Source organism: Actinomyces sp. oral taxon 175 str. F0384 (genome assembly GCF_000223355.1).
Taxonomy (GTDB): Bacteria; Actinomycetota; Actinomycetes; order Actinomycetales; family Actinomycetaceae; genus Actinomyces; species Actinomyces oris.
Genome location: NZ_AFUR01000005.1, coordinates 206,955 through 228,441, shown reverse-complemented (window position 1 = coordinate 228,441; position 21,487 = coordinate 206,955). Strand labels below are relative to the sequence as shown.

16 protein-coding genes and 2 tRNA genes are annotated in these 21,487 nt (G+C 70.1%); 5 read left to right on the top strand and 13 right to left on the bottom strand.

Annotated elements, in window-relative coordinates:
- Positions 1-130 precede the first annotated feature (130 nt).
- The gene (locus HMPREF9058_RS08665) at positions 131-1,417 is read right to left on the bottom strand and encodes a hypothetical protein (RefSeq protein WP_254654115.1); all 1,287 of its coding nucleotides are present in this window, start codon (positions 1,415-1,417) and stop codon (positions 131-133) included.
- 210 nt (positions 1,418-1,627) lie between these two features.
- Positions 1,628-1,717: transfer RNA gene (locus tag HMPREF9058_RS08660), tRNA-Ser, on the bottom strand.
- Positions 1,718-1,968: 251 nt separating this feature from the next.
- On the opposite strand from HMPREF9058_RS08660, the gene HMPREF9058_RS08655 reads away from it, so the two are divergent.
- Positions 1,969-2,679, top strand: coding sequence for a DNA alkylation repair protein (locus tag HMPREF9058_RS08655; protein WP_009406753.1), 711 nt, complete (start codon positions 1,969-1,971; stop codon positions 2,677-2,679).
- Positions 2,680-2,780: 101 nt separating this feature from the next.
- Here HMPREF9058_RS08655 and HMPREF9058_RS08650 read toward each other — a convergent pair whose 3' ends face one another.
- Positions 2,781-3,764 carry a YafY family protein gene (locus HMPREF9058_RS08650; RefSeq protein ID WP_009406877.1) on the bottom strand — a complete coding sequence of 328 codons (984 nt, stop codon included), beginning with the start codon at positions 3,762-3,764 and terminating at the stop codon, positions 2,781-2,783.
- Between the two features lie 104 nt (positions 3,765-3,868).
- On the opposite strand from HMPREF9058_RS08650, the gene HMPREF9058_RS08645 reads away from it, so the two are divergent.
- Positions 3,869-4,255 (top strand): VOC family protein, encoded by a 387-nt coding sequence (locus tag HMPREF9058_RS08645; protein ID WP_009406771.1) that lies wholly within the window; start codon positions 3,869-3,871, stop codon positions 4,253-4,255.
- Positions 4,256-4,514: 259 nt separating this feature from the next.
- Here HMPREF9058_RS08645 and HMPREF9058_RS08640 read toward each other — a convergent pair whose 3' ends face one another.
- The 6 genes from HMPREF9058_RS08640 to serS form a co-directional block, all read right to left on the bottom strand.
- Positions 4,515-5,930, bottom strand: a complete 1,416-nt coding sequence (locus tag HMPREF9058_RS08640) for a DHA2 family efflux MFS transporter permease subunit (protein ID WP_009406851.1) — start codon at positions 5,928-5,930, stop codon at positions 4,515-4,517.
- Positions 5,931-6,220: 290 nt separating this feature from the next.
- Positions 6,221-6,306 (bottom strand) — tRNA-Ser (locus HMPREF9058_RS08630).
- A gap of 223 nt (positions 6,307-6,529) precedes the next feature.
- A complete protein-coding gene (locus HMPREF9058_RS08625; RefSeq protein ID WP_009406905.1) occupies positions 6,530-7,879 on the bottom strand; it encodes an AGE family epimerase/isomerase in 1,350 nt (449 codons plus the stop codon).
- Between the two features lie 146 nt (positions 7,880-8,025).
- On the bottom strand, positions 8,026-9,684 hold the full coding sequence (locus HMPREF9058_RS08620) for an ABC transporter substrate-binding protein (protein WP_009406760.1): 1,659 nt from the start codon (positions 9,682-9,684) through the stop codon (positions 8,026-8,028).
- The gene (locus HMPREF9058_RS08615) at positions 9,684-10,817 is read right to left on the bottom strand and encodes an HAD family hydrolase (RefSeq protein ID WP_009406911.1); all 1,134 of its coding nucleotides are present in this window, start codon (positions 10,815-10,817) and stop codon (positions 9,684-9,686) included. The genes HMPREF9058_RS08620 and HMPREF9058_RS08615 overlap by 1 nt, the downstream gene beginning before the upstream one ends.
- Positions 10,818-10,828: 11 nt before the next feature.
- Positions 10,829-12,109, bottom strand: a complete 1,281-nt coding sequence (gene serS / locus HMPREF9058_RS08610) for a serine--tRNA ligase (protein WP_043538066.1) — start codon at positions 12,107-12,109, stop codon at positions 10,829-10,831.
- 560 nt (positions 12,110-12,669) lie between these two features.
- Here serS and HMPREF9058_RS08605 point away from each other — a divergent pair.
- Positions 12,670-13,614 carry a hydrogen peroxide-inducible genes activator gene (locus tag HMPREF9058_RS08605; RefSeq protein ID WP_009406716.1) on the top strand — a complete coding sequence of 315 codons (945 nt, stop codon included), beginning with the start codon at positions 12,670-12,672 and terminating at the stop codon, positions 13,612-13,614.
- 107 nt (positions 13,615-13,721) lie between these two features.
- On the top strand, positions 13,722-14,933 hold the full coding sequence (locus HMPREF9058_RS08600; protein ID WP_009406856.1) for a diacylglycerol kinase family protein: 1,212 nt from the start codon (positions 13,722-13,724) through the stop codon (positions 14,931-14,933).
- A 71-nt stretch (positions 14,934-15,004) separates the two neighbouring features.
- Here the strand turns inward: HMPREF9058_RS08600 and HMPREF9058_RS08595 are convergent, their stop codons facing one another.
- Together HMPREF9058_RS08595 and HMPREF9058_RS08590 are read right to left on the bottom strand one after the other, a co-directional pair.
- Positions 15,005-16,399, bottom strand: coding sequence for an amidohydrolase (locus HMPREF9058_RS08595; protein ID WP_009406744.1), 1,395 nt, complete (start codon positions 16,397-16,399; stop codon positions 15,005-15,007).
- 33 nt (positions 16,400-16,432) lie between these two features.
- A complete protein-coding gene (locus HMPREF9058_RS08590) occupies positions 16,433-17,026 on the bottom strand; it encodes a TetR family transcriptional regulator (protein ID WP_009406775.1) in 594 nt (197 codons plus the stop codon).
- Positions 17,027-17,141: 115 nt separating this feature from the next.
- Between HMPREF9058_RS08590 and HMPREF9058_RS08585 the strand changes: the two genes are divergently transcribed.
- Complete coding sequence (locus HMPREF9058_RS08585) at positions 17,142-18,386, top strand: MFS transporter (protein WP_009406734.1); 1,245 nt, start codon at positions 17,142-17,144, stop codon at positions 18,384-18,386.
- Positions 18,387-18,577: 191 nt separating this feature from the next.
- Here the strand turns inward: HMPREF9058_RS08585 and efeB are convergent, their stop codons facing one another.
- Together efeB and efeO are read right to left on the bottom strand one after the other, a co-directional pair.
- On the bottom strand, positions 18,578-20,107 hold the full coding sequence (efeB, locus tag HMPREF9058_RS08580) for an iron uptake transporter deferrochelatase/peroxidase subunit (protein ID WP_009406782.1): 1,530 nt from the start codon (positions 20,105-20,107) through the stop codon (positions 18,578-18,580).
- Positions 20,108-20,152: 45 nt separating this feature from the next.
- Positions 20,153-21,481: an iron uptake system protein EfeO gene (gene efeO / locus HMPREF9058_RS08575; RefSeq protein WP_009406758.1), complete on the bottom strand. Its 1,329-nt coding sequence runs from the start codon at positions 21,479-21,481 to the stop codon at positions 20,153-20,155.
- Between the last annotated feature and the right edge of the window lie 6 nt (positions 21,482-21,487).

The following is a 21,487-nucleotide window of genomic DNA, read 5'->3' as shown; positions in this document are numbered from 1 at the left end:
TCAGCGTCCACCCAGGGGACAAATCCTGTTCCCGTGAGGATGGGCACAGGGCCGGAGTCCCGCCGACGACGGGGCTCCGGCCCTGAGAGCCGTTGCGGCAGCGGTGCTCACACCGCGCGCAGCGGGCCGCTCATCCTGCGTTGGAGGAGACCACCGCCAGCACCGAGGCACCCAGCACCGCGTAGAGCACGAGGACCAGAACGGAGGCAATGATCCCCCAGACGAGAGTGGCCCTGGCCCAGTTCTTCTTGCTGACCGAGCGGCCGTTGCCGAAAGCGAGGACGAGGATGTAGACCACCCCGAACAGTGGGATGCCGGCCAGCAGCATCGTCAGCATCCAACTGCCCACCGAGTCCGCGGTCTCAGCCTCCTCGGAGCGCGCCACTGCCAGCGCTCCGCCTTCCGCCGGCCGCTCGAATGGCGAGCCCGCTGCGGGAGGGACCATGTCGGAGAAGGATGAGGCCTGCCCGGCCGCGGCGTCGGAGGAGGGGGCCGAGCCCCACTGGGGCGCCGAGCTCTGCGACGGGAAGGCTGAGGAGGACGACGGCGCGGACTGGGCAACGGCCTGAGTCGCACCGGGGACGAAGGCCTCTGTGGCCTGCTCGGCCTCGGCGCGCGCGGTCGCCGTGGGGAAGACCGAGGACATGCCGACCTCGCCCTCCTGACGCCCACCGCTGAAGGGGTGCGAGTGAGGGGCGGGCTGCTGGGCGAAGGGCTGCTGGTCCGACATGCCCGCCGGCTGGGCCTGCGGCTGCTGCCCCGGCCAGTGCGGGGTCTCCCGACTCGCCTCTGCGCCTGGAGCCGCACCGGCGACGGGGGCCGAGGACGTGCCCGGAGCCGAGGGGATGCCGGGGGCCGACTGGGCGAAGGGCGACGACGCGGGTGCGGCGCCGTCGGCAGCGGTGGACCCACCCCAGGCGGGCTGCGCCGGCTGACCCGGCTGGCCGAGCCCGCCCTGCTGGACGTAGGGGTTGGCCTGAATGTAGGGGTCAGCGGGCGCTGCACCGGGCTGGGCGCCCCCGAATCCGCCGGCGGCGGCCGGATCGGGTCGGCCGGGCTGACCCGGCTGGCCGACCCCGCCCTGCTGGGCGTAGGGGTTGGCCTGGATGTAGGGGTCAGCGGGCGCTGCACCGGGCTGAGCGGCCGCCTGCGCGGCACCTGTGGAGAAGGCGCGCGTCTGCTCCTCTGGGGGCGGCCCGGTGGGCAGGTCGGGCTGCGCCGGGCGCCACGATCCGGCCTGGGCGCCGGGAGCCGCACCAGGGACGGCACCGGGTGCCTGCCCCGGAACCTGCTGCTCGGCGCGTGCGGCGTCGAGCATGTCCTGGTTGATGAGGACGGTCCGGGCGTTGAACTCGTCGCCCTGTTCGGGGCGGGGTGAGCCGGAGGTCGGCGGCTGGGTTGCGTCGTGGTCAGACATGAGGTCCCTCTCAGTCGAGTACAGCATCACGCTATCCCGGATCCGCGCCGGAAGACACACAGGCACCCCAATCGGCCAGAGGCGAACGCCCTGACCGCCGGGCCGACTCGAGAGCCCGGCAATCCGTTGGGGAGTCGCGGGGGCCACCGCAACGAGCGCTCCGGCAACGACGAAGCCCCGGCGCGCTGCTGCGCACCGAGGCTCTCGCTGTGGCGGAGATGGGGAGATTCGAACTCCCGAGGGGCTTCCACCCCAACCTCCTTAGCAGGGAGGCGCACTAGGCCACTATGCGACATCTCCATCGCCTTCCCACGGCTCCGCCGCAGGACGCACGGGCAGCCTACCGGGAGGATGCCGCGTGAGCAAACCGCCGAAGACACGGTGCGGGCGCCTCAAGGCGAGGCAACGCGGCCGCCGGCTGCGTAGGTGTCCTGGGGCCCTCGTTCACGACCCGGGGTCTGCGGAGTCAAGCCCCGGAGGCGGGCGCCACCCAGGGCCATCATGTTGAAGAATATCTGTGAAAGTACGTCGTGAGGCGAGGAGGAGCGAGGATGGCGGAGAGCGGGCAGACGGATGCGCGGGTCGCGGAGTTCATCACCGATCTGCGTCAGGCCCTGGCGGAGGCGGGCGACCCCGCCCGAGCCGAGCAGCAGCGGGCGTACCTGAAATCCGAGATGGCGATGTACGGCGTCGGGGTCCCGGACACGCGGCGCCTTGCGCAACGGATCGCCGCCGCCCACAGCGATGTGTGGGCTGAGGCCGCCACCTGGGAGGCGGCGCTGCGGCGCCTGTGGGATGGGGCGGCTCGCCGCGAGGAGCGCTATGCGGCGCTGGCCGTCATCCGCGCCAAGCTCTCCGCGACGCATGCCGGACGCATGGAGTCTCTGGCGCTCTACGAGCACTTTCTGCGCACGGGGCAGTGGTGGGATCTGGTCGATGAGACCTCCCACGCCGTCGGGCTGGTGGTGCGCGGGCATCCGGCTGCGGCGGCCCGCATGCGCGCCTGGGCCACCGACCCGGATATGTGGGTGCGGCGCAGCGCCATCCTCTGTCAGCTCCAGCACAAGGCCGACACGGACCTCGACCTGCTCACCACCGTCATCGAGGTCAACCAGGAGGACCCGGAGTTCTTCATCCGCAAGGCCATCGGCTGGGCACTGCGCGACTACGCGCGCACGGACGGCGACTGGGTGCGCGCCTTCGTCCAGGCGCATCCGGGCCTGTCCCCACTCAGCCGACGCGAGGCCCTCAAGCGCCTGTGAGATTGGGGCGACCTCCGGCGGGGCATGCGGCGGGCCGCGCAGTGCTCTGCCGCTCCTCGCCGTCGGGGCACGTGCGAGCGTGCTGCCTCAGCCGCACGCCATCAGTTCCCATCGGCACGGTACCGCTCACGCATAAGGTCCACGTAGTCGAGGAGGTCCTGACGCAGGCGCTTGGGGGTGACGACGCAGGCATCCGGACCGAGCCGAAGCAGAATCGTCATGGCATGCAGGTGGTCCATGAACTCCAGCTGGAGACAGGTCCATCCGTCATCTCCGGGAGGTTCACCCTCTGCCTCGGTCGTCGTTGCGCGCAACGTCCACTCCTGCACATCACTCCAACGCTCGTCCCGCACCCAGACAGTGGCTGTGATCGCCTCGAACCTTTCAAGAAACTCCTCACGCTGTTTCCGCCATGCCGCGGCCATATCGAAGCCGGAGTCGTCAGCACACTCCTCAGCGAGTACATCAGCCTCTTCGATCCGAGAGAGCCTGGTGAAGCGAACCTCGGTGCCGTGTGAGGCGCACAGGTACCAACTGCGACCAGCGGCAACTATTCCGTGCGGATCGACGACGTCCTGCGTCGTCGTCCTCGACTTGTGACGGAAGACCATACGCAGTCGATGGCGCGTCAAGACCGCTTCCTGAACAGCGTGGAAGACGGCGTCGGCCCGCTCGCTCTCGGGAAGGGGAAGCCACCCTTGAGGATCGACCACGACGCGCGAGGCAATGCCAATGGACCAGCTTCGATGGCTGTCGGGCACGGCGGCGAGCAGTTTGCGAGACGCGGAGGCGAGGGCGTCGCCAAGGCCCAGTGGCGCAGCACCCCAGCTGGTGAGACCTGCGAAGAGAGCCCGGCTCTCCTCACGGTTCAGTCCCGTCACATCAATGCGAAAGCCGGGGTCGATTCTCACTCCCCCATGAGGTCCTCGCTCGCACCATACGGGCACGCCCGCAGCCGACAGCGCCTCAACGTCCCGCAGCACGGTGCGCCGTGAGACCTCCAGCCGCTGAGCCAGATCCGAGGCGGACAGACGACCATGGGTACGCAGCAGCCAGATCATGGACAGCAAGCGGTCAGCACGCACCGGCTCATCCTCGCACGTACGTGACACAAGGTGGCACCAATGGTCTCTAACCTCGACGCCGTCCGCCCACCTCGTATACCCGTGAGAGTCCCAGGAGCATCACCATGACGACCTTCGTTCCCAACAGCGTCATCCTCTACGTCTCCGACGTCGAGGCGAGTACCACCTTCTACAGCCGGATTCTCGGTCATGAACCGATCAAGACCTATCCAGGATTCAGCGTCTTCGCATTGTCCGACGACGTCACTCTCGGCCTGCAGGCAGCCGACGAGATTGAACCCACTGCCGAGCCATACGTAGGCGGGACCGAACTGAGTCTCAGCAACGTCGAGCGTGCCGACGTCGATCGTCTTCACGCGCAATGGAAGAAGCTGGGCATTCCGATGGTTCTGGAGCCAACCGTCCTCGAATTCGGCTACACCTTTGTGGCAACAGACCCCGATGGGCACCGCCTGCGTGTGTGCGCCACTGATACCTCGAGCTTCGTCTGACTCGAGACCCTCGGCACCCTGCCCGTCACCTCCCCACAGGCGCAGTCGACCATGTCCCGGCCGGCTACTCCACGAGCCTCGGGGGCTACTGGCCAGGAGTTGTGCATAATGCAAGAACCCCCGTACCTCGTGGAGTGCACCCACCCCTCCCAGCAGCGACCAACTCTCGTGCATTGCGCCCAGAGGACACCGAGAGCCACGTGGGTGACCGATCCCGAGTACAAGTAAACCTTCGGCAGCACTCTGACGTGAAACCGCCTCAGTCCATTGCCGACACCAGCGACCTCGGAACGAACGAATACACAAAGAGACCGATAAAAAACAGCAGCAATGGAACACTCAACACCCAGGCAACGGTCGACCTCGATAGCCCCAGCGGGTCGACATCAGTAGGCGCGGCAGCGAGCACCTGTATCAAGAGCCCGACAACAGCTCCACCTAGCACGGGACCGGCTTGGCGAAGGACGTTGAGAAGGGAGGATGCAGCACCGAACTCGTCACTCCTCAGTGCGGCCATACCTACTGTTGTCAGTGGCGCCATCAAGAAGCCATTTCCGACACCGAAAACGATAGTCGCCCCCAGGAACCACATCCAAGAAACCCCAGTAGCGGCAATCAGCATGCTCAGGGCGGTTCCCATCGCGGACGCCCCGAAGCCGATCTGTAGCACGAGGCGGGCCTTTCCTTCATCAACCCAGTGACCCGCGATAGGTGCTGTGACCACAGAAGCAATCGACGCCGGCGCAAGAGCAGCCCCCGCCCAGACTGCCGTTTGCCCCATCACGGACTGAATGTAGTTCGATACGAGAAATGTCAAGGCGAATACACCAAGGGCCACAATTAGACCGAATACGGCAGCAGTGAGGAACCGCGGATTCTTGCGAAGAGACTGCGGAAAAACTGCGTACGCCGGATCCGCGCGGCGTTCATACCGGAAGAAAGCAAACAGGCAGAGCACAGCGAACGGCAGGCAAGCAATGGTCAGCGGGTCCCAGCCCGCATGGGGGCCTTGCAGGCTTCCATAGAGAAGTGCCACAAGGCCGATGCCCGCAAGAAAGGTTCCCACGAAATCAACCCTCACGGACCGGACCACCTCGATCGGAAGACTTCTCATGCCCAGAATCACGACAAGAACAGCAATCGGAAGGTTGACGAGGAAGACCCAGCGCCAGCTGAGCCCATCAATCAATACTCCGCCAGCAAGGGGGCCGACGACGGACGCAGTTCCTGCAATTGACCCCCAGATGCCGACTGCGCGCCCACGGATATTTTCAGGGAAGGTGACGCCGATGAGCGTGAGAGTCTGCGGTACCAGCATGCCGGCACCGAGCCCCTGAAGGAACCGGCTGGCGATCAAGACGAACGGAGAGGTCGCGGCACCGCAGGCGAGGCTGGCAACTGCCAAGACGATCGTTCCCAGGAGGAAGAGGCGTCGGTGCCCGAATCGGTCACCTAAACGACCTGACGGGATGATCGCCAGTGCGAGGACGAGACCGTAGCTGTTGACCGACCAGAAAACCTGTGCTGTGGACGCGCCCAGGTCCCGTGTCAGCGAGGGAACTGCGAGGTTAATAATTGTCAGATCGAGGAGAGCGATGAAGTACCCACCAGCCAACGCGCACAACCCGATCCACTGCCGAGCGCTGACTGTTATGTCTAGAGAATCTTCCGTCATGTCCCCCCCCCGTTCGTCAGTTCGGTATCGCGGAAGGTGTCTCTCTTGGTCATCACAGTGTCGTCACCACATTAAGGTCGAGGCCTCTCCCCAGCTCTCCCACTATTGACGTAGATGCCATTGCTGAGATGGCTGACCGCTGCGTCAGACCGATGCGGGACTGGCTCTCGAGCTGGAGAATCATCAGGTTGCACTCGATGGCCGCCGAGCTCACTGGCAACGAAAACGCCGCCACACTCACCCAACTCATAACACCTCGGTGAGTTTTAGTTGGTATTGCGGTACTTGAGCGGAGAGGGAGGGATTCGAACCCCCGGTGCGCCAGGCGCACAGCGGTTTTCAAGACCGCCACATTCGGCCGCTCTGTCACCTCTCCAGGCCGCACCCACCGGGCGCGACAGGCATAGACCCTACCATCCCGGCGGGCCCGCGGTCACTGCGAGCCCACCGGCCCGAGCCCACCGGTCGCCGACGTCGCGGTCGTACCTTAGGTCTCGCGTTCGAGGGGTAAGGGTACGACCCGCGACCTACCGGGCGATCGCGATCACTAACCTACGACCGCGCGGCCCCGCGGCCCGGCCCCACCTCCGCACCGGCCCCTAGGCCCGCCCGAAGAACCCGCGCCGGTGCGGTTTGCTGGCGCGCGCCGGCAGCAGCGAGTTCGGCTCGTCGAGCCGCCCCTCGGCCAGGGCCTGCCCGATCGCCGGCCACACCGGCAGGCGCGCCATGAGGGTGGCCTGCAGGGCGTGGTAGATGTCCGGGTGCCCGGCCCAGGTGCGGGTCGAGGGCCGGTTGTCGCGGTCGAGCTCATGGGTCCACACGCCGGGCGCCTCGATGAGGAACTCCTCGGCGTAGTCGATCCAGGCCCGGTAGCAGTGCTCGTAGTGCTCGACGTCGATCTCCCCGTGCCCGTCGTCGAGCAGGGCCTGACGGATGGCGGCCGACGCCGAGATGCCCTCGCAGACCACCCAGTGCATGCGCTCGTGCACCACGGGCTTACCGTCGAAGTCCGTGGTGTAGACGAAGCCCGGGGCTCCGTCGATGCGCCAGCCGTCGGTGCGGGCCTGCTCGAAGATGTGCTCGGCGGCCTCCAGCATCCAGTCCGGCGCGCTCATGGAGCGGTTGATGAGCGCCCCGCGCAGCTGCACGGTCAGGCGCGCCCACTCCAGCCCGTGGCCCGGTGTGACGCCGTAGGGCCGGAAGGGGTGGGCGGGCTCTTCGCGGTTGTAGTCCAGGAGCGGCTCCCAGGAGGTGGAGTAGTGCTCGGGCAGGCGCCAGTCGTGCTCGCGGGCCTGGACGTTGACGGCGAAGTCGGTGATCTTCAGGGCCCGCTCCAGCCAGCGCACCTCACCGGTGACGTCGGCGGTGGCCAGGTAGGCCTCCACCGTGTGCATGGCGGCGTTGATGCCCCGGTAGTCCTCGGGGTCGGTGAAGTCGGCGGCGTAGGACTCCACCGGCATCTGCTGGCCCTCGTCCCACCAGTAGCGGTCCTGGATCTCGATGGCGTCGCGCAGCAGCTCGTGGCCACCGGGCCGGTCGGCGGCCGTCGCGGTGGCGGCGGCCAGGAGCACGAAGGCGTGCTGGTAGCACTCCTTACGGGCGTCGCCATCCACCGGGACGCCCTGTCCCTCGGCGTCGGGCTCGGGGCCGATCGCCGAGTACCAGCCGCCGTTGACCGAGTCGCGCAGGGGTCCGTTGAGGGCGCGCACGCCGTGGTCGGCGTAGCGGCGGCAGCCGGGAATCCCCATGAGTGCTCCCAGGGAGAAGGCGAAGGTCATGCGACCGGTGACCCACAGCTCAACGGGATGGGCGGGGTCCACCTCGCCGTCCTGACCGATCCACCCGAATCCGGTGGGCACCTGCGCGGCGCGCGCGTAGTGCAGCAGCGCGTGCGTCTCGTAGGCCAGCCAACGCTTGTGCTCGGGGGCGCCGAACCATCCCAGTCCCATGAGTCCTCCTTGAATCGCTGGGGATCCAAGGCTATCGACCCACCTGACGCGGATCAATGCTCCGCAGCGCTCGTGAGTGGCTCACCCCCACCCGACGGCGCCCCGCCCGAGACCGGCTGCACCGTCAGGCCACCCCACCCGGGCGGCTACTTCTTCGGCCAGGCCGCCTCGGCCTGCTTGAGCGCCTCCTTGGGGGTCACCGTCCCGGTCGACCACCGGCTCAGCCCGACCCACAGGGCGCTGCTGCCCACACCCACCGGCATCGAGTCCGAGGCATCCATCTCCACGGTCGTCTGGCGCGACTGGAGCAGCCTGGTGGCGCGCCGGCCGACGTCGCTGGGCGCCAGGTCCGGGTCAACACCCTGGTTGGCGGTCGCCACCCCGCCCATCGCCATCCGCGTGCGGGCCCACTCCTGGGAGGTCAGGTACTCCATGACCGCGCTGACCGCGTCCGAGCGGGTGAAGGCCACGAGGTAGTCGGTCCCCACCAGTACCGAGTCCGAGCCGCGGTCCGCCGCCGGGGTGACGAAGGCCGAGACCTTCGTTCCCGTCGTTCCGGCCGTACTCGTCGTGCCCGCTGCGGTGGCCGTGCCCTTGGCCGACGCCGTCGCCCCGGTTGCCCCGGCCGTCCCGCCGCTGCCGGCGGTGGGGCTCGCGGTCGGGCGGGGGGCCTGGACCGTCACCGGGTTGGCGCCGTCGGCGTCGGTGATGACGGTGCCCTCCGGGAAGCGGCTCTCGAAGGAGGAGGAGGCGTGCAGCATGAGGCAGCTGCCCTTGGCCAGGTCGGCCCCGGCCTGCGCGGGGGTGCGGGAGATGACCGAGCCGCGCCCACCGACGACGCGCCCGTTGTCCAGGACCAGGGAGTTGACGGCGCCGAGGGCCTCGACGGCGTTCGAGGAGTCGACGGGAACCCGGTGCGAGGCCCAGGTCTCGTAGACGCCGGGTCCCTGAGTGGCCAGCAGGGCGTCCTCGAGCCAGTCGGTGAGGACCCAGCCGGTGGACTCCCCGTCGGCGGCGCCCACGCACCAGGGCGTCACGAAGCCGTCGGGGTGGTCGGAGCGGATCTTGCTGGTGAGGGCCTCCAGCTCGGCCCAGGTGTCGGGTACCTCGTAGCCGGCCTTGGCGAAGGCGTCCGGCGAGTACCACACGAGGGACTTCAGCGAGACCATGAGCGGGGCGCCGTAGGGCACGGAGGCGTGGATGCCGACCTGGATCCAGTGCCGGTCCCAGCCGGCCTCGACGTTGCTGTTGACCTGGTTGGGCAGCGGGTGGACGACGCCGGTGTCGACGAGCTCGGCCACCATGGCGGGCTGGGGCACGATGGCCAGGTCGGGCAGGTTCTCCGGGTTGTCCTGGCTCGACGGCGAGGCCCCCGAGCTGGTGGACAGGTTGGCTCCCGAGCCGTTGAGCAGCTGGGAGCGCAGCTCGGTGGTGCCGGTGTGCTCCACGTTGATGCCCGTGCAGCTCTCGAACTCGGCCACGGAGGCCTCGAAGCGCTCGGCCTCGGTGCCGGTCAGGCTGCTGGAGATGGTGACGGTGGCGCCCTTGTGGCCCTGATAGGCCTGGTAGGCGGCGCAGCCGGTGGCCGACGCCGAGCCCGTCCCACCGGCTGAGCAGGCGGCGGTGGCGGCGGCCGCCAGGGTCAGGGTGCTGGCGGCGGCCAGGAGGCGGCCACCTCGGCGCAGCCGACGGCGCACGCGGCCCCGGCCGGGAGCGCTCGCCCCACCGGACGGGCCGGCGGCGCGAGCGGCGTGCTCCTCGGGGATGGAGTTGTGCTGGGAGACAGGGAGGGGGGACTGTCGCATCAAGGGTGCCTTACTCGTTCGATGAGGGCGTCCAGGACGGCGGCGCAGCCGTCCCGCCACACGGGCTCGGTCAGGATATCGCCGCGGTCGCGCACCCACTGCGGTGCGCTGCCCATGACGACGCCGGCCCCGGCCCACTCGATCATCTCGACGTCGTTGGAGCCGTCCCCGACAGCCAGGACGTGGGCAGAGTCGGTGCCCAGGCGGGCGACGAGCGCCTCGAGGGCGGAGGCCTTGGTGACGCCCTCGGGGGCGACGTCGAGCCAGGCCGTCCAACCGATGGCGTACTCCACCGAGTGCAGCCCGGAGTCGGCCACGATCTGGGAGAAGCGATCCACGGGCATACCCGGGGCCCGCAGGACGACGCGGGTGACCGGCCGGGAGACGAGCTCGTCGAAGGTGACGACCCGCTGGTCCTCGATGAGCTCGCCGTCGGGGAAGAGCCGGGAGACCTTGAAGCCGACGCCGGGGTCCTCCACGGCGAGGATCCCGTCGGGCACGGCGGCGTGGAGGGTCTCGATGGCGGCGCGAGGGTCGAAAGTGCGCGAGTCGACCACCTCGTAGCCGCCGGGGGCATCCGGGTCGAGCCGCAGGGTCATGGCGCCGTTGGCGCACACCATCCAGCCGGTGGACAGCCCCAGGTGGCGCACCACCGGCATGGTGGCGGCGATCCCGCGGCCGGTGGAGATGACCACGGGGACCTCGTGGGCGCGCAGGCGGGCGACGGAGGCCATGACCCGCTCCGAGACGTGCCCGTCCATGTCCAGGATGGTGCCGTCGACGTCGAGGGCGACGACGAGCCCGTGGCCGGGTGCGAGCCGGGCACCGCCGTCGGCCTCCAGGGCGTCGAGGTCCCGCATCCGGTCCTGGACGAGGGCGTGGTACTCCTCGTGGTCCAGGGGCCGACGGCGCAGGGCGCGTTCGCCGCCTGCCGTGGTGCGGTCGGCGCCGTCCTCGAGGTGCTCGAGGTACTCCGTGGAGCCGCCCAGCTGGGTCAGGGGCTGGCCGGCCGGGGCGATGCCGGTGGCGGGGTTGACGGCCGGGCCGTTGCCGGTGGGCTCAGAGCCGGCGGGCTCGCCGACGGCGTCGGTCTCGCGGGCGGCCCCGGGGCTGGAGGCGGGCGTGGGGTTCACGGGGCCGGTCCTCAGGCGGTGGCGCCGACGGGCTCGATGACCTCCAGGCCGCCCAGGTAGGGGCGCAGTCCCGTGGGCACGCGCACCGAGCCGTCGGCCTGCTGGTGGTTCTCCAGGATGGCGACCATCCAGCGGGTGGTGGCCAGGGTGCCGTTGAGGGTGGCCACGGGGCTCGTACCGCCTTCGCGGCGCTCGCGCACGGCCAGACGGCGGGCCTGGTAGGTGGTGCAGTTGGAGGTGGAGGTGACCTCCATCCAGCGCTGCTGGGTGGGCAGCCAGGCCTCGCAGTCGAACTTGCGGGCTGCGGAGGAGCCCAGGTCCCCGGCGGCGGTGTCGATGACCCGGTAGGGTAACTCGACCAGGGCCAGCATCTCCTCCTCCATGGCCAGGAGTCGGGCGTGCTCGGCCTCGGCGTCCTCGGGGCGGCAGTAGGAGAACATCTCCGCCTTGTTGAACTGGTGGACGCGGATGATGCCGCGGGTGTCCTTGCCGGCGGCCCCGGCCTCGCGCCGGTAGCAGGTGGACCAGCCCATGTAGCGCTTGGGCCCGGCGGACAGGTCGAGGATCTCGTCGGCGTGGTAGCCGGCCAGGGCCACCTCGGAGGTGCCGGTGAGGTAGAGGTCGTCGGCGGGCAGGTAGTAGATCTCGTCGCTGTGGGCGCCCAGGAAGCCGGTGCCGCCCATGACCTGCGGGGTGACGAGGGTGGGGGTGGTCATCGGGGTGAAGCCGTGGGCGACGGCGGCGTCCAGGGCGGCCGTCATGAGGGCCAGCTCCAGGCGCATGCCCCAGCCCTTGAGGTAGTAGAAGCGGGCCCCGGAGACCTTGGCACCACGGCGGGTGTCGATGATGTCCAGGCCCTCGCCGATCGCCAGGTGGTCGGCGGGCTCGAAGCCCTCGGCGGCGAAGTCGCGGGGCCGGCCGCCCTCGTGGCGCAGGACGACGTAGTCCTCCTCGCCGCCCGAGGGCGCCCCCTCGATGAGGTTGGCGAACTGGCGGGCCAGGTCGTCGAGCGCGGCGGCGGCGGCCGAGGAGGAGGCCTCGGCGGCCTTGACCTGCTCGGCCAGCTCCTTGGCGTTGGCCAGGATCGCGGGGCGCTCCTCCGGGGAGGCCTTCCCCACGGACCGGGAGACCTGCTTCTGCTCGGCGCGGAGGTTCTCGAAGGCGGCCAGCGCCTGACGGCGGGTCTCGTCGGCGGCGATGACGCGGTCGACGAGATCGACGTCGGCACCACGGGCTCGCTGGCTGGCGCGGAAGGGCTCGGGGTTCTCACGAAGCGCACGCAGGTCGATCATGGTCCCGAGTGTAGTCAGGACCGCGGCCCACACCGCATTCCAGCAGCACCTGAGCCGATCTGGGCCGCGAGCGCGGCGGACGGCGCAGACCGGGAGAGCCGGGGACGACCAAAGTCACGGGTGAGTGGCCGAGCCAACACTCGGGGGCGCAGCGGACCGGAATCGACGTCGTCAGCCCGGCACCCACCCCGCCGTCGGGGCGACCCGAGGGCCTGGAAACCCTGGAATCATCCGGGAGATTGGATGGCCGCGGCGCGCGTCCGGTGAGGCCGCGCCCCAAACACGCTCGCCCCCACCCGCACTACCGCCCGATGGCGAACGTGACCCACTTCCCTCTTACCAACGCAATCCACCTGTGAATAGAATCCATTTCAATCGGTGCACCCTATCGTTCCCGACGGTGTTTCCGAGCCGCCACGTCGGAGGCTCGCCCACACCACCCACGCACCACTCTCCCCACCACCTCCCGGCTAGTCGTCTGTCCCCGATTTTCTGTCACTCCGTCATATCAGGCTCGCCGACCGCCATGAATGCGGGCCCCAACCACAGGACCACAACTCATGCCGACCACATCATCTCCGTCCTTCTCCCAGCTGAGGGCCTTCGTAGCGCTGTGCGACCACCAGCACTTCGGCGAGGCCGCCACGGCGCTCGGCGTCAGCCAGCCCAGCCTGTCCCAGGCCATCACCGCCCTGGAGAAGCGCGTCGGCGGCGAGCTGGTGGAGCGCACCACCCGCCGCGTCCTGGTCACCTCCCTGGGCGAGGCCCTGCTGCCCTACGCCCGGGACGCCGTCCTGGCCGCCGAGGCCTTCAGCGAGGCCGCCTCCAGCCAGGGCGCCGCCCTGAGCGGCACGATGCGCCTGGGCATCATCCCCACCATCGCGCCCTACCTGGCCCCCGTTCTCATCGACGGCCTGCGCGAGGCCCTGCCCCAGATGGACCTGGACCTGCGTGAGATGGTCACCGGGGACAACCTCGACCAGCTCGCCCAGGGGCGCCTCGACGCCGCCATCATCGCCCTGGAGGACGACCTCCAGCGCACCACCGCAATCCCGATGTTCGACGAGCCGCTCGTCGTCCTCACCGCCGCCGGCCACCCCTGGGCCGGCCGCACGGACGTGAGCCCCACCGAGCTCGACGACCAGCCCCTCCTCCTGCTCGACGAGGGCAACTGCCTGCGCGACCAGACCCTGGCCCTGTGCCAACGCTACGGCTCCCAGCCCCCGGTCGCGGTGGCCACCACCCTGTCGACGGTGACCCGCATGGTCGCCCACGGCTCGGGCGTGACGATCATCCCCGAGGGGGCGCTCCAGCTGCTGACCCCCTCCTCGGAGTACGGCATCGCCCGTTTCGGCGACGAGTCGCCGATGCGCCGCATGGGCCTGGTACACCGGGTCTCCTCCTCCCGCGGCGCCGACTTCGCCCAGCTGGCCGAGCTCATCTCGCGCCTGGTCAAACAGGCCAACCTGCCTGTCACCCCCGTCACGGACCCTGCTGCGGCCTGAGCTGTCCTTGGGGGCTCCCCTTGCCGGCGGCGCACGCTCGATTCCTTTCCGCTCGACAGCGCCCCGCAAGCCGTGACCCGGGCCGCCCAGGCGACTAGCCTGCCCCTATGACGGGCGGCACCGACGGCGGCACCCGGGCGACGACGCGCACCGGGCGGCCACTGGCCTGCGTCGTCGTCAACCCCTCCAAGCCGCGCGCCACCGCCGCGGTGCGCTCCCTGCTGGAGGGCGAGCTGCGCGAGGCCGGCTATGCCGGGCCCGTGTGGTTGGAGACGAGCGTCTCCGAGCCCGGCACGATGCAGGCGCGCCTGGCCCTGGCGGCCGGGGCGAGCCTGGTGGTGGCCGCCGGCGGTGACGGAACGGTGCGCTCGGTGGCGGCCGGCCTGGCCGGCACCGGCGCCCAGATGGGCATCGTCCCACTGGGCACGGCGAACCTGGCGGCCCGCAACCTCGGGGTGCCGGTCGGGGACGCTCGGGCCGCGGCCCGGGTGGTGGCCCACGGCATCGACCTTCCCGCCGACCTGGCCTGGGTACGCACCGAGCCCTGGTCCGATCCCGACGTCGCCCCCGACCCAGCACCGGCGGGAGACCCCCACGGGCGGGCGGGCTCCGCACCCCTGACGGGCCGAGCCGCAGCAGCCTCGCCGGACTCCCCGCCCACTCCGGCCGACCCGGCCGACTCCCGGCAGCTGTCGGCCGAGGCGGCCCGGGCCGTGCACACCATCCAGAGGGCGACCCGCCGGCCGCATCAGTGGACCCGGCCCACACTCGGCGACGAGCACGCCTGCATGGTGGTGGCCGGGATCGGATTCGACGCCGGACTGGTGGCCTCCACGCGCCCGGCCCTCAAGGCGAGGGTCGGTTGGGGCGCCTACGCGCTGGCGGCCATGGAGAACCTGGGCTCTCCGCGCATGGACCTAGTGCTCAGCCTCCGGGACGAGGCCGGCGCGCGGCGCGTGGAGCGCCTGCGGGCCCGCAACCTGCTGGTGGCCAACGGCGGCCGGCTCCCGGCCGGAATCACCCTGCTGCCGCAGGCCCGCACCGATGACGGCCTGCTCGACGTCGCCGCCATCGACACGGTGGCGGGTTTGGCGGGCTGGAGCTCGCTGGCGCGCCAGGTGCTGCCGCCCTACGCGGCGCACTACTCCGAGTCCGGCCGCTCACTGGGTCGGGTGATGCTGCGGCGCAGCGGGGAGGTGGCCGTCCAGCTCTCGGCGCCGGCCCTGGTGGAGGTCGACGGCGACCTGCTGGCGCCTACGCAGAGCATGCGGGTGCGTATCGACCCCGGGGCGCTGCTCATCCGCCGCCCGGCGGCCTGAGAGCCGACGCGACTGGGGAGGCCGGGGCAGGTGCGGGCCAGGACGGCCTGGGAGGCCGGGGCGCGCCCGCCTCACTCCTCCCAGAAGTCGGCGACGTCGATCGCCCCGCCAGTGGCCTCGAAGTCGGCGCGCACGGCCCGGCGCAGCTCGGCGTCGTGCAGCCAGTCCAGGGCGACGGCGGCCAGCCCGTAGGCGCCGTCGAGCGCTGCCGCGTCCCCGGTGGGGGCGCCGGCGGCCTCGGTCATGGCGGGGGTGTGGAGGGCGACGTCGGGCCGGTCGGTGACCTTGATGAGCGGGTGGATGCCGGGGATGCGCTGGGACACGTTGCCGAAGTCGGTGCCGGCGGCGATGGTCTCGGGCAGGACCCCGGCGGCCAGGGGGTCGCGGCCGCGCTCGCGCTGGGAGCGCACCCAGGAGGTCAGCAGGGGGCCGTTGTCGCGGACGGGGACCTCATTGCAGTACTCGGAGGTGAGGATCTCAACGCCCGTGCCGGTCATGAGGGCGGCGCCGTGGAGGACCTCCTCGACCCGCTCGGCGATCTCCTTGAGGGTCTCGAGGTACTTCGAGCGCACCATGATGGACAGCTCGGTGCGCTCGGGGATGATGTTGGGGACCTGGCCACCGTCGGTGATGATGGCGTGGAGGCGGTCCATGGGGAGCATCTGCTGGCGCAGCAGGCCGATGCCGGTCAGGGCCAGAGTGGCGGCGTCCAGGGCGTTGCGGCCCATGAAGGGCTGGGAGGCGGCGTGGGCCGGCACGCCGTGGAAGATGACGCGCAGGCGGCGCACGCCCAGCCAGGTCTGGTGGGTGACGTCGTGGGCGTAGGAGTGGGTCTGGATGGCGGCGTCGACGCCGTCGAGCATGCCGCGCACGGCCAGGATCTCCTTGGCGGTCGAGTTCTCCTCGGCGGGCGTGGTCTGCAGGACGACGCGGCCGGGCAGGGAGCCCGGGCGGGTGCGGGCCAGGGCGGCCAGGGCGAGGAAGGCGCCCACGGAGTTGGCGCACATGACGTTGTGTCCGCAGCCGTGGCCGATGCCGGGCAGGGCGTCGTACTCGGCGAGGATGGCGATGGTGCCGGCCGACTCACCGGACCCTCCGGCCGCCGCGTCCGCGCCTGCGGCCCCGGGGATCTCGGCGCGCAGGGCGGTGTCCATGCCGTAGACGCCGACCTCGGGCTCAATGCCGTGGCGGCGCAGGAACTCGGCGACCGTGGCCACGGCGTGGTGCTCCTCGTAGCCGGTCTCGGGGTGGTCGTGGATGTCGTGGGAGAGCTCGACGATCTGCGGGGCCAGCTCGGCGACGGCCTGCCCCAGGGCGGCGCGCAGAGCGGTGGGGGCTCCGGCGTCGTCGGGCAGGGCCGGCGCCGGGCCGACGACGCCGCGGCGCTCCTCGGTCTCGGCGAGCATGCGCTCCTGGATGGCGCCGGAGGGGACGGTTGGGCGGGTCAGGTCGTTCAGGTCGCGCATGGCCCTATCTTGGCCCAGCCGGCCTCCCCACGCTCAGTCGCGAGGTGCGGCGAGCCGACGGGCCGCGTCGACGACGACGGCGCGCTGACGTTCGTGCGCCTCCTCATCCTCGAGGGGCCCGCACAGCATCCGGGCCACCTGGGGCACGGTGGACCACCAGCCGGTCAGCGACATGAGCATGAGCATGAGTGCCCCGGGGTCGACGTCCCGGGTCAGGACGCCGGAGTCCTGGCCACTGCGCACCCCGGCGATCTTGCGCTGATAGTGCTCGCGCCGCAGCTCCTCCTCGGGCACCTCGTCGTCGAAGGTGAGGGCCTCCCAGCACAGCAGCCGGATGAGCTCGGGGCGTTGCCGGTGGTAGTCGTAGAGGCGCCCGGCGTAGTCCCCCGCATCCTCGCCGTCATCGAAGGCGGGCGGAACGGCCTCGGCAGCCCTGGTCAGCTCGTCGCGCAGGACTGCGGAGAACAAGCGGTCCTTGGAGCCGAAGTAGTTGTAGACGCGCTCCTTGTTGACCCCGGCCCGCTTGGCGATCCGCTCGACGGTGGTCCCTGCAGGCCCACGGAGAGTGAACTCGGCGGTGGCGGCGTCCTTGATCTTGCGCTTGGTCCCCTCGGTGTCCCAGGCCATGACACTCCGTCTCCCGTGTCCGCGAGCGCCGGCGGCAAACTCCAACGCTACCGTTGCAACTACTCCTCCAGTCTACTAGGGTCATTTCCAACGCCTACGTTGGAAAGGGGTTCTCATGTCTCCCGTGCACCGACCCGATCAACATCCCGACGTCCCCCACTCCCCCGAGTCCTCGACCCAGTCGACGACTCGGTCGGCCTCTCCCGCCTACCCCGCCGGCAGCGGCGCGACCGCCGCCCTCGTGGTCACCGCGCTACTCGTCCTCACCCAGCTGTACGCCGCCATTCCCCTGCTCACCCCGATCTCGACCGACCTCCATGGCAACGCCACGGCAGCCCTGTCGACGGCCTTCAGCCTCACTTACGCCGCAGGCTTCCTCATCTGGGGGCCGGTCTCCGACCACTACGGCAGGAGGAGGACCATGGCGCTCGCGCTGGGGACCCTCACCGTCTCCACCGTCTGCTGCGCCCTGGCGCCGTCGCTCCCAGTCCTCGCGGCCCTGCGCGCGATCCAGGGCCTGAGCGCTTCCGGTTTCGCACCCGTGGCCCTGGCCTACCTGTCCGAGGCGCTGGCGCCACCGAGGCGGGCCGGGGCGATCGGGGCGATGTCGACGTCGTTCCTCGTGGCGGGCATCTTTGGCCAGGTGCTGGCCTCGCTGGTCGCGCTGCACCTGGGGTGGCGGTGGTTCTTCCCTCTGTGCGGCGGACTGCTGGCCGTGGCCCTGGCGGTCGTCCTCGCCGTCGTGCACGACGCCGCCTCCAGCCCTTCGGGCTCCTCGCTTCGGGGGCAGTTCGCATCGCTGGGCCGGCTCGCAGTCAGGCCGGCGGTTCTGGCGCTCAGCCTGGCGCACGTCACGCTGCTCATGGTGTTCGTCGCCATGTACACGGGGATCGGCGGCCATCTGGAGTCGCTGGGCATGCGGCCGTCGACGATCATCCTCATTCGCCTGGCGGCCCTGCCGGCCATGTTCCTCAGCCTCGTGGCGGGCCGGCTCGCGGCCAGGTGGTCCTGGGCGCAGCTAGCCCGGCTGGGCTTCGGGGTGTCGACATTGGGCATGCTCGGTGAGGCACTGCTGGCGCAGAGCCTGGTGGGCCTGGTGGCCGGCAGCATCGTGTACGTCGCCGGGGTAGCGCTGGCTGCACCGGCAATGATCAGCCTCTATGGACTGGTTTCCGCACCCAACCGCGGTAGTGGCATGGCGCTCAACGGGTTCATCCTGTTCGTCGGCACGAGCGCCGGCCCGCTCCCGGCGACGTCGTCGCCCACCTTCCGGACGCTGGCTCTCATCCTGGCCGGCATCCTGGCCGTGGCACTGGTCGCGATCACCGGTTTCAAGGCACTGGCCGACGCCGACCGCTGACTGCCACCCGCACGGCGAGAGCCACCGCCCCATCGAGGACGTACTTTTGCAACGAGGACTGCGTTCTCCCCCAGATGGCGACGGGGAGATCCCAGTGGCCTGGAGGAAAACGCAGTCCTCGATCGGAAAGTACGTTCCGGGCGCGAACCGCAGTCACCACTGCGGCCCGCCCGGCCCGCCTCACCCCGTCCTCAGCTGAAGAGCGAGGCGGCCACCATGGTGTCGCCCTCCTTGATGCCCGGGGGGATCGCGAACAGCGCCGAGGCCTCGTGCTTGAGGTACTCCTGGAGGGCGTCGCTCTTAGTCATGCGGTCCAGGATCGGGTAGAAGTTCGTGCGCGGGTCACGCACGAAGGCGATGAAGAACAGGCCGGTCTGCAGCTGCCCCAGGGAGTCGGAGCCGTCGGTGTAGTTGTAGCCGCGGCGCAGCATCCGGCGCCCCTGGTTCTGCTCCGGTGAGACGACGGCGATATGCGCGTCGGCCGGCACGAGCGTCTCGCCCTTGTCGTCCTTGGCCTTGTAGTCCACGGCCGTGAACTCCTCGGAGGCCTTCGTGGGGTTGGCGATGCTCAGCGGCGCCCCGTAGCGCTTGTCGCGCCCCATGGTCTGTTCCTGCTCGATGAGCCGCAGCCGGTCCCAGATCTCGGCGAGCATGCGGATGCGCCGGGCCACGTAGTAGGTGCCGCCCGTCATCCACTCGGCTGCGGCGTCATCGCCCTTCTGGACCCATAGGTGCTTGTTGAGCTGGTCGGAGGAGTCCTCGGCCTTGATGTTGTTGGTGCCGTCCTTGAAGCCGAAGAGGTTGCGCGGCGTCTCCTGGTCCACGGAGGTCGACGACGTGCGCCCGTAGCCGACCTGGCTCCACCGCAGTGTGGCGGTCCCGAAGGCGATGCGGGTGAGGTTGCGGATCGCGTGGACGCACACCTGGGCGTCGTTGGAGCAGGCCTGGATGAGCAGGTCGCCGTCGGACTGGGCGGCGTGGAGCTGGTCGCCGGCGAAGGAGGGCATGCCCTCCTTGAGGACGGCGGGCATCTTGGCGGCCAGGCCGAAGCGGTCCTTGCCGTCGGCGTCGACGAACAGGCTCTTACCCACGCCGAAGGTGATGGTCAGTCCGTTGGGCTTGTAGCCCCAGGCCTCACCGGTGTCCTTGGGCGGCAGCTGCTTGTTGGAGCTGGGCTGGCCGCCGATGAGCTCACCGGCGGTCATCTGCTCGGCGGCCACGGCCCATTCGGACAAGAGGGTTTTCAGGTCCTCGACGTCGGTGGCGGAGACGTCGAAGGCCGCGGTGAACATGTTGTCCTGGGCGGGGGTGGTGATCCCCGCCTGGTGGTCACCCCGGAAGGGGTAGGTCGTGAGGATGGCCTCCTCGGGCCGGCGGGAGGCCTCCCAGGCACGGCCGCCGGCCACACCGGCCAGGCCCGCGAGCGCGGCGCCCAGGCCCGCACCGGTGAACATGGCACGGCGGCTAGTGCCCTTGGCTCCGGGCTTCCCCGTCGCATCCGGCTTCTCCGGCTGGTCAGCCGCGTCGGATGCGCTCACCTCATCGGGCTGCTCCGCCGCGTCGGGGGCCGAGTCGCTGTTACCCGGGCCCTCCGACGTCGGGGCCTGCGACTCCTGCTGCGCCTGCGCGGTCTCGTCCTGGGGCTCATCCAGGGTCTCGTCCTGGGCCGCGTCGTCGGCGACCGGGGAGGTGTCCGACTCGTGGGCCGGCTTGCCACTCACTGCTGTCTCCTTCCGGGGTGTCCGGGTTGTCGGGGTGCCGCCGCCTCAGAGGATGGTTCCGGCAACCTTGGACAGCGACTCGCTCAGGGCGTTGACGGCGTCGGAGAACTTGCGCTGCTTGTCGGTGTAGGCGTTCTTGTCGGGGGTCTCGCCGGCGTCCTTCTGGACCGCGGCGATGGTGGAGTAGTCCACGTAGGTGGGCTGGCCGTTGGAGGCCTTTCCGGAGACCTCGGCCGCGACGAGCTTCTCAACCGCCGCGAACTGGGTGGTGATCTTCTCCGCGAGCTTGGCGTCCTTCTTCTTCACGAGCTCCTCGACGTTGCCATAGGCGACCTTGGCGCCCTCGACATTGGCCTGGAAGTCGTAGAGGTCGGTGTGGGAGAAGGTCTCCTCCTCGCCGACGATCTTGGAGCTGGCGACCTCCTCGAGGAGGCCGGAGGCGCCGTTGGCGACGTCCTCGAGCTCGAGCTCGAACTTCTTCCCACCGGCGCCGGTGATGTTCCCGTAGACGAGGTCGTAGAGCGACTTGGTGTCGGCGTTGAGCTGGTCGGCGACCTTCTTGCGGGCGGCGTCGTCGGCGAACTTGAAGGGACTGGAGGAGTCCTGGGCCCACAGGTCGGCCTCGATGCGGTGCCATCCGGTCCATCCGGCGAGGACGTCCTTATCCGTGACGGCCTTGCCGGCGCCGGAGGCGAGGTCCTGGACGCGGGTGTCCAGGGCGGCGTCGAGGTCGCCGGCCTCCTTGAGGCCGAAGGACTCAGCGGTGGGCTCGATGCGCTCGTAGAACTGGCGCGCCAGCGGGTAGAGGCTCTTGGCGGTGGCGGTGTCGCCGGAGGTGTAGGCGGTGACGAAGCCCTGGGTGGCGGTGAGGAGCTGGCCGGTCTGGTCGCGCACGTAGGCGGTGTAGTTGGTGACGGCGGCCTCGCGCGCCTTGGTCTCGTCGGCACTGATGTCGACGGCGGCGCCCTTGGTGATCTTCAGCTCGGTGACGCCCTTGAGCTCGCCGACCATATTGGGCTTGCAGGCGGCGTAGTAGGTGCCCTCCTTGAGGGACGTGGTGAGCTTCGTGGTGGTGCCGGGGCCGATGTTCTCCTGCTCGGAGACGATCTGGAGCTTGTCCTCGGTGAGGATCTCCAGCTCGTTGGGGGCCGAGCCGGAGTTGGTGATGGTGAAGGTGACCACGCCCGAGGGGAAGGAGGTCGAGGAGAGCTTGCAGGCGTCGTCGGTGAGCGTCACCGTGATCTCCTGGGACGCCCCCGAGCCGGAGGCGCCGCCCTTGGCGTTCTTGGGGTTGTCGGCGCAGGCGGCCAGGCCCAGGCCCATGGCGGTCAGGGGAAGCAGGGTGAGGACGTTGCGTCGCTTGATGGTGGGCATGGTCTT